This window comes from Streptomyces sp. PA03-6a, from assembly GCF_033792765.1.
Taxonomy (GTDB): domain Bacteria; phylum Actinomycetota; class Actinomycetes; order Streptomycetales; family Streptomycetaceae; genus Actinacidiphila.
In genome coordinates this window covers 1-8,280 of sequence record NZ_JARAVK010000328.1, presented here as the reverse complement: position 1 = coordinate 8,280, position 8,280 = coordinate 1, and the positions used below count along the sequence as shown (strand labels likewise).

Sequence of the window (8,280 nt, the reverse complement as noted above, 5' to 3'; positions counted from 1 at the left end):
CAGGCACGGGCGCTGATCGGCGCCACCTCCGGCGCCGAGGACCTTCCGGTCGGCGGCGCGACGATGACCATCGGCTCCGCCGGGACGCTGATCATCGTGGACGCGGGGGAGGTACCGGGGCGCAGCGGTGTGTGGAACGCCTGGGAGGTCCGGCTGCTCGGCCCCGCGCCGGCTCGGGTGCTGGAGCGGCTCTGGGACCCGCCCGGTTTCCATCTGATGGTCCGCGTGGACGAGGGCCTGCTCCACCTCGGCACGGGCCACGCGGAAGTGATCGGTTCGCACCTCCCGCCCGGCGGCACCGTGTACGAACTCGACGACTGCACAGTACGGCTGCAGACGTCCCTCAGCAGGGCGCTGCTCGACCGGGTCCGCCCGCCGCGCCCCGTCGCGGCCCGCCCCGGCCTGGAGTGGCTGGACGACGTGAACGGCGACCGTGCCCTCGCGCTGGAGCGGTTCGTCACGGGCTGGTACCCGGCCACCGACGGCGCCGCGAAGCCGCCGTTCGTGCCGGGCGGCTCCACCGACCTGCCCACCGCGCTCGCGCAGCTCTACCGGCTGGCCGTACGGCGCCCCGGAGTCCTGGGCGTCCAGAACCGCATCGTCGAGGACCCCCGTCGTGAGACCGACCGCTGCGGCGACATGTGTGTCTTCGGCGTCGAGAACCAAGGAGGGTTTCGCTGGTCCACGCTGTGGACGCCCGGTGAGTCCGAGGACGACCCGACCGTCTGGCACCGGGTGCACGACGAACCGCCGGTCGCCGAACTCGAACCGCTCAGCGGATTCCTCCTCCAGTTCGCCCTCTACGAGGCCGCGATGGGCGCCGACCACGTGGCGAGGGCGCACGGCATCACCGGAGCGGAGGTCGAGCCGCTCACCCGGGAACTGCGCCCGGTTCCCCTCCGGCCCTTCGAGCCCCGGGCTGCCAGGCGTTTCCACGTGGCACCCGGGCTCGTCCTGAGCGTCTCGAGAGGGCGGAGGGAGGACCGGTTCGACGTACGGGCCGGGGCCGCCGACCGCGGTGCCCTGGGCCCCCTGCCCCACGACGGCGTCGACTGGCTCGCCTTCGACGGATGACCCCGCGCCGCGCGGGCTTCAGGCGCCGGCCTCCAGGCACAGCACCGGTACGCGCTGGACGAGGTTGTTGGCGAAGCCTCCGCGGTTCCAGGGCTGTTCCAGCGGTTGGGTGTGGCCCTCCGCGTCGGTGGCGCGGACGCTGAGCACGTGGTGGCCGGGCGTCGCCTCCCAGGTGGTGTGCCAGTGCCGCCAGGCCCAGGGGTGGCCCTCGTCGCCGAGTGCGGCCGCCTGCCAGGTGTGGCCGCCGTCCGTGCTCGTCTCGACGCCGACGACCGGCGCGCGGCCGGACCACGCCCGGCCCTCCAGCCGCTGCGGGCCCGGCCGGACGACGCGGGTGCGCGTCATGAAGTCGGGGAAGCCGGGCGGCACCATGAGGGCGCGCGGCGCGATCCGGGTCACCGGCTCGCCGGGCTCGTCGGGCTCCTGCCGGATGCGGTACGCGACGGACTGCTGGAAGCCCGTGAACGGCGTTTCCGTGAGGGTGATGTCGTGCAGCCACTTCACGTGCGCCATGCCGTACCAGCCGGGGACGACCAGGCGGACGGGGTGGCCGTGCTGCGGCGGCAGGGGCGCGCCGTTCATGGCGTACGCCACGAGGACCTCGGGGTCCTCGGCGGTCGCGGCCGCGACCGTCAGCGAGCGCTGGTAGTCCTGCTCGACCCCGCGCTCCACGCCGTGGTCGGCGCCCGTGAAGACCGCCTCGACGGCGCCGGGTTCCACGCCCGCCTCCCGCAGCAGCGTGCGCAGCGGCACGCCCGTCCAGTCGGCCGTGCCGACCGCCTCGTTCAGCCAGGGCTGGCTGACCGGGCGCGGGGTCAGTCCGGCACGGCCGTTGCCGGCGCACTCCATGGTGACCCGGTGCGTGACGGCCGGATACCGGCGCAGGTCGTCCATGGACAGCTCCAGCGGCGTACGGACCCTGCCGCCGATGGTGAGCCGCCAGGTCCGTGCGTCGGCCGGCGGGATGTCGAAGTGGACCAGCACGTAGTGAAGGCCGGGTGGTGTGACGTCGTAGCGCAAGGCCTCCAGGGGCAGCGCGTGGTTGCGGGCCGCCAGGCCCAGTTCGTCCATGCCGATGCCCTCGGCCGGGTCGGCCAGCCGGGACGCGGCGCTCACGTGCGCGATGTTCGGATCATCCACCCCACCAGTGTGCCCCGGCAGGTCACTGCCGGGCACGGTCGAGCAGCGCGCGCAGCACCGGACGCCGCGGCGACTCGCGGGGCAGCGCCCGCAGCGCCGCCTGCAGCAGGTCGACGTCGTCGTGGTTGCCCGGCCGGTCCAGCCAGTCGAGCAGCAGCCTGGCGTCGCCCCGGTCGCGCAGGGAGCGGCGCAGCCCGCAGTGGAGTTCCTCGCGCGCGTCGACGATGGCCGGGGCGTCCGAAGCGGGCAGCAGCGCCCCGGGGTAGCGGGCCAGGGCCCGGCGGTGGGCGCCGCGCGCGAGGAGGGCCCGGACCTCGTCCGCGTCCGTGGTGGCCGGCAGCAGCAGCCGGTACGGGCGCGAGCCCAGTACCTGCGGGCCGAGCAGCCGGCGCAGCCGCGACATCTCGGCCCGCATGGTCACCCGGGCCGATTCGTGCTCGTGCAGCCAGACCGCCAGCGCGTCGGCGCCCAGCCCCCGCGGATGCCTGGCCAGCAGGAAGACGATCTCCGAATGGCGCGGGCTCAGTTCGACCGTGCCGTACAGGGAGGTCAGCTGTGCCCGGTCGCGGGCCAGCACCTCCAGCCGGGCCGTCGCGGTCCCCGCAGCCGGTGCGGATCCGGGGGCGGCCGGCAGCACGCCGCGCAGCCGCAGCAGCCGCAGTTCGGCCTCCGCCGCAGCCACGGTGGCCCGCACCAGGGCCAGGGCGTGCGGCGCCGCGATGTGGTCGTCGCCGGTCAGGTCGATGACACCGATGACCGCGCCGGTGTCCGGGTCGCGGACCGGGGCCGCCGAGCAGCTCCACGGGTGCACCGGACGGATGAAGTGCTCGCCCGCGTAGATCTGCAGGGGCCGCCCGAGCGCGACCGCGGTGCCGGGTGCGTTGGTGCCGGCCGCGTCCTCGGCCCACTCCGCGCCCTCGACGAAGCCGATCCGCTCGGCCCGCGCCGCCAGCCCCGGGGTCCCCTCGACCCACAGCAACCGGGCGTGCTCGTCGCCGACCGCCACCAACTGGGCGCTGTCCTGCGCCGGTTCCACGAGCAGGCTGCGCACGACGGGCAGCACCGCCGCCATCGGGTGCTGCCGCCGGTAGTCCCGCAGCTCCGCGGCGCCGAGCCCGGGGGAGCGGGGGCCGTCGGCCTCCGGGTCCACGCCGCGGCTGAGCGAGCGCTGCCAGGAGTCGCGGACGACGTCGCGCACCGGCCGCGGGGGGCGACCCGTCGTCAGGAACTCCTCGTGGGCGCGCGCCACGTCCCGTCGCAGGAGGTCCGGATCGGTTCCCGGCGGCCAGGCCGCGTAGGACGCCGCGTACGAGACAGTCATGGCCGTCCCCGGAAGTAGGCACGGACCGGTGCCCGGCGGCACCGGGTGGGGTGCTGCCGAGTGTAGTTCCGTGACTGCGCTCCGCCGCAACCCTGTTGCAACCTTGCGTGTCCTACGGTCGCGCCAAACGCCGTCCGCAACGGAGCGGGTGGCTCGCAATGGGAGGCCGCCCCATGACCCGGTACGCCAACCCCGGCTCCGACGACGCGATCATGAAGTACCAGCCCCGCTACGACCACTGGATCGGCGGCGAGTACGTGCCGCCCGCCCGCGGCGAGTACTTCGAGAACCCGACCCCGGTCACCGGCGAGACCTTCACCGAGGTCGCCCGCGGCACCGCCGAGGACGTGGACCGGGCCCTCGACGCCGCCCACGCGGCCGCGCCGGCGTGGGGCCGTACGTCGGTGACCGAGCGGGCCAACATCTTGAACAAGATCGCGGACCGCATGGAGGCGCACCTGGAGGAACTGGCCGTCGCCGAGAGCTGGGAGAACGGCAAGCCGGTCCGGGAGACCCTCGCCGCCGACATCCCGCTGGCCATCGACCACTTCCGCTACTTCGCGGGCGCCATCCGCGCCCAGGAGGGCAGCCTCGCCGAGATCGACGACGACACCGTCGCGTACCACTTCCACGAGCCCCTGGGCGTCGTCGCGCAGATCATCCCCTGGAACTTCCCGATCCTGATGGCGACGTGGAAGCTCGCCCCGGCCCTCGCCGCGGGCAACGCCGTCGTCATCAAGCCGGCCGAACAGACCCCGGCCTCCATCCACTTCTGGATGAGCCTGATCGCCGACCTGCTGCCGCCCGGCGTGGTCAACATCGTCAACGGCTTCGGCGTCGAGGCCGGCAAGCCGCTCGCCTCCAGCCCGCGCGTCGCCAAGGTCGCCTTCACCGGCGAGACCACCACGGGCCGGCTCATCATGCAGTACGCCTCGCAGAACCTGAGGCCCGTCACCCTGGAGCTGGGCGGCAAGAGCCCCAACATCTTCTTCGACGACGTCTCCAGCGCCGACGACGACTTCTACGACAAGGCGCTCGAGGGCTTCACGATGTTCGCCCTCAACCAGGGCGAGGTCTGCACCTGCCCGTCCCGCGCGCTGATCCAGGGCGGCCACTACAACGCCTTCCTCGAGGCGGCCGTCACCCGCACCGAGAAGATCGTCCAGGGCCACCCGCTGGACATCTCCACCATGATCGGCGCCCAGGCCTCCAACGACCAGCTGGAGAAGATCCTCTCCTACTTCGACATCGGCCAGCAGGAAGGCGCCAAGGTCCTCACCGGCGGCGAACGTGCCGACCTGGGCGGCGAACTGGCCGGCGGCTACTACGTCCGGCCGACCATCCTCGAGGGCGACAACCGGATGCGCGTCTTCCAGGAGGAGATCTTCGGCCCCGTCGTCGCCGTCACCTCCTTCGGCGACTTCGACGACGCCATCGCCACCGCCAACGACACCCTCTACGGCCTCGGCGCCGGCGTGTGGACCCGCGACGGCAGCACCGCCTACCGCGCCGGCCGCGCGATCCAGGCGGGCCGGGTGTGGACCAACTGCTACCACGCCTACCCGGCGCACGCCGCCTTCGGCGGCTACAAGCAGTCGGGCATCGGCCGCGAGACGCACAAGATGATGCTCGACCACTACCAGCAGACCAAGAACCTGCTGGTCAGCTACTCCCCGAAGAAGCTCGGCTTCTTCTAGGACGCCGCGTGAGGGGTGCCTGGCCCGGCCGGGCCAGGCACCCCCGTCAGGTGTGGGTGAGGCGGACGCAGGCCGCGGCGACTTCGCGGAGGTCGCCGGTGCGGCGCAGCAGGTCGCGTTGGACGCGGGCGCCGTTGCCGGTCTTGAGGAGTCCGGCGAGGGCGTCCTGCGCGGGGATCAGGTCGCCGTTGTCCTCCAAGGCGTCGCGTAGGAGGTCGAACAGCGCGCGGACCACGGCCTCGGCCGGGGCGGGCTCCATGGTCACCGGGTGGACCAGGCGGCCGTCGATGCCCTCGCGGGCCGCCCGCCAGGTCGCCAGCCGCAGCAGGGCCACGGCGTGCGCTGACGGCGGCTCACCGGCCCGCCACGCGCGGGCCGCGGTCTCCACCAGCGCCCGCACCAACGTCGCCAGCAACGCGGTACCCGACGCGTCCAGGCACACGTCCGCGACGCGGACCTCGACGGTCGGGTAAGCGTGCGACAGCCGGGCGTCGAAGTACACCATGCCCTCATCACGGAGGGCCCCGGTGGCGATCATGGCCCGCACCTGTTCGTGGTAGGCGGCGGCGGAACCGAACGGTTCCACCGGCCCTGCCGACGGCCACCTGCCCCACACCCGGCTGCGGTAGCTCGCGTAGCCGCTGTCCCGGCCCTGCCAGAACGGCGAGTTCCCGCTGAGCGCCAGCAGCACCGGCAGCCAGCAGCGGATCCGGTCCAGGACCGCGACGCCCTCCTCGTCGGACTCCACCGACACATGGACGTGACAGCCACAGGTCAGCGTCTCCTGCGCGGTCAGCCCGTACCGCTCCCGCAGCCACCCGTACCGCTCCCCGGTGCTCAACTGCGGGCTCACCGGCAACGGCGACGTCGCCAGCGCCGCGACCGCGCCACCGGACTCCTCGGCGTGCCGTGCCGCCTCCGCCCGCCACCGCACGATCTCCGCCGCCAGGTCCTCCATCCGCGACTGCGGCCGGGTGGCGAACTCCACCTGCTGACGCTGCAGTTCCGCCTCGAACACCTGGCCGCCCGCCGTGCCGTCACGACGGGCCGACGCCAGCACCGCCGTCGACAACGCCCGCGGCTCCCCGGACTCCGCGTCCAGCAGCAGGAGCTCCTCCTCCACACCGACCGTGCGCAACGCTTCTCCTTCCCGGCAGCCGCGGGGGACGCGGACGCCTCAGGCAAGCACCGAATCGTCCTCCGGGCGGGCCCCCGGCAGCCGCAGCCGCGCCGCGATCAGTGCCGTGTCGACGTCCCGCGTGCCGGTCGCCACGCACAGCGTGTACGAGACGTCCGCCATCCGGCGGCGCACCTCGGGGTCCCCGGGGTCGAGCATCCTCAGCGTCTCGTAACGGTCGACCAGGTCGTTCAGCACGGCGGGGTGGGCCAGCAGCACATCGTCCTCCTGCGGGGCGGTTCATGGGATCAAGCCGCGTACCTGGCTGCCGCCTACCCCGGCTTCGTCCGGGCACGCAGGAGGAGCGCGGTGCGGGATCAGCGGCGGGTCCGCTCCGGCAGGGCGGTGACGATGATCTCGCGGGTCGCCGTGCTGTCCTCGACCGTGCGGAACCCGGCGATGGCCAGCGCGTCCAGCACCGCCCTGTGGAGCGGGCGGCGGTGCGCCCCGGCCGGATGCCGCGCCGTCACATCGGTGCCGAGGAGGGTGCCCCAGCGCACGACCACGCCCCGCGGCCCCGCCTCCACGACGGGACGGTCCTCGCCGCCCGCGTGCCGTGCGAGCGGCAGGCCCGCGTCCAGCAGGGCCAGGCACACCGCCGTGTACAGGCGCCGGACGTCCGCCCCGAGGCGGTGGGCCGACGGGCGGGACGGGGTGAGCGCGGCGCGGTTGCCGGTGAGGTCGAGCAGCCGCAGGACGGTGTCGCTCGCGGCGGTCACGGTCAGCGTCCGGTGCGCGGCCATGGCGCGGTTGCGCAGCTCCAGCAGGGCGTTCAGCCCGGCGATGTCGCAGCCGGTGACGTCGCGCAGGTCCAGGTCGAGGCCGTCCCCCGCCTCCAGCGCGGCGAACAGGGCGCGGCGTACTTCCGGCGCGGTCGCGGCGTCGAGCTCGCCGATCAGGACGGCCTCGGTGCGCGCGGCGCCGTGGGGACTGAGCAGGATGGTCAGGCGCGTATGGGACTCGTGCTGCCCGGCGAGTTCGGGTCCCGCGGGGACGGAGTGCACCCGCAGATCGGGAAACCGGTCCGACATGCCGTACCTCCTGCACTTTCGCTGCTCGCCGGTGCGTGCGCGCACCATCTCGGCGTGGAGTGATCGGAAAACGTGAACGACACCCGGAGGCCCGCATGAACATTTCCGGGCAAAGGGGTGACATCGGCATGATATGTGCTGGAGGACGGGTTGGCGCCCGGTGTGCCGGGCGCGTCCGTCCTCGCGTCGCGGCGCGGCGGGGCCGCCCGCCCATCCGTCCGTCACCGCCGCCGCGGTGCTCGGCCGCGATCACGGGCCCTTACCTGCCTCCGTCCGTTCCACGTTCCGTCTTCCGCTCGCCCCCTCACCGCCCGCATCCCGGTCCGCACCGGCTCATGCGCGATCACCGACCCGTCCTGACGTGACCTCAAGCCCTGCCAGACCGGGCCGCGTTCGGCAGGATGGGTGGCATGAAGAAATCCTCCACGCCGCAGCCGGGCTCGTCCTGCCAGGGCTCCGCCCTGTCCCTGTGGTCCAAGGACTCGGTGCTCTCCATCGGCTCGGTGGGCTCCGTGCTCTCCATCGGTTCCGTCGGCTCGGTGCTGTCCGTCGGCTCGGTCGGCAGCGCCCTGTCCGCGGGGTCCATCGGTTCCGCCCTGTCGCTGCTGTCGACCGGCTCGTGGCTGAGCGTGGGCTCACTGCTGTCCGCCGGGTCGCGCTGGTCGGTCCTGTCCTGGCGCTCCTCGCACGGTTTCCGCTCCGCGGGCACGGCAGCCACCGTGGCCGGAGCGGCCGCGCTCGTGCTGCTGGCCCGTTCGGCGGGGGGCCCGCCAGCGGAGTGATCACGGGCCCGCCCGGCGTGCCGCGCCGTGGCCCGGGCGGGGTCCGGGGGTTTGGATG

The 8,280-nt window shown here is 73.8% G+C and carries 8 protein-coding genes; 3 read left to right on the top strand and 5 right to left on the bottom strand.

The genetic code is table 11. From position 1 onward, the window contains the following. Positions 1-1,074: hypothetical protein (locus PV350_RS41645; RefSeq protein ID WP_500338610.1), on the top strand; the 1,074-nt coding region annotated here is incomplete at its 5' end. A gap of 18 nt (positions 1,075-1,092) precedes the next feature. Here PV350_RS41645 and PV350_RS41640 read toward each other — a convergent pair. Beyond that, complete coding sequence (locus PV350_RS41640) at positions 1,093-2,145, bottom strand: sulfite oxidase (RefSeq protein ID WP_500338611.1); 1,053 nt, start codon at positions 2,143-2,145, stop codon at positions 1,093-1,095. A gap of 91 nt (positions 2,146-2,236) precedes the next feature. Further along, on the bottom strand, positions 2,237-3,535 hold the full coding sequence (locus PV350_RS41635) for a GAF domain-containing protein (RefSeq protein ID WP_500338609.1): 1,299 nt from the start codon (positions 3,533-3,535) through the stop codon (positions 2,237-2,239). A gap of 173 nt (positions 3,536-3,708) precedes the next feature. Here PV350_RS41635 and exaC point away from each other — a divergent pair, with 173 nt between their 5' ends. Next, a complete protein-coding gene (gene exaC / locus PV350_RS41630) occupies positions 3,709-5,232 on the top strand; it encodes an acetaldehyde dehydrogenase ExaC (protein WP_499509404.1) in 1,524 nt (507 codons plus the stop codon). A gap of 46 nt (positions 5,233-5,278) precedes the next feature. Here the strand turns inward: exaC and PV350_RS41625 are convergent, their stop codons facing one another. The 3 genes from PV350_RS41625 to PV350_RS41615 form a co-directional block, all read right to left on the bottom strand. Then, on the bottom strand, positions 5,279-6,370 hold the full coding sequence (locus PV350_RS41625; RefSeq protein ID WP_500338607.1) for a glutamate--cysteine ligase: 1,092 nt from the start codon (positions 6,368-6,370) through the stop codon (positions 5,279-5,281). A 39-nt stretch (positions 6,371-6,409) separates the two neighbouring features. After that, a complete protein-coding gene (locus tag PV350_RS41620) occupies positions 6,410-6,628 on the bottom strand; it encodes a DUF5133 domain-containing protein (protein ID WP_499509402.1) in 219 nt (72 codons plus the stop codon). A gap of 98 nt (positions 6,629-6,726) precedes the next feature. After that, on the bottom strand, positions 6,727-7,440 hold the full coding sequence (locus PV350_RS41615; RefSeq protein WP_500338605.1) for an STAS domain-containing protein: 714 nt from the start codon (positions 7,438-7,440) through the stop codon (positions 6,727-6,729). A 410-nt stretch (positions 7,441-7,850) separates the two neighbouring features. Between PV350_RS41615 and PV350_RS41610 the strand changes: the two genes are divergently transcribed. Further along, entirely contained in the window at positions 7,851-8,222 is a 372-nt protein-coding gene (locus PV350_RS41610; protein WP_499509400.1) for a hypothetical protein, read from the top strand. Positions 8,223-8,280 lie beyond the last annotated feature (58 nt).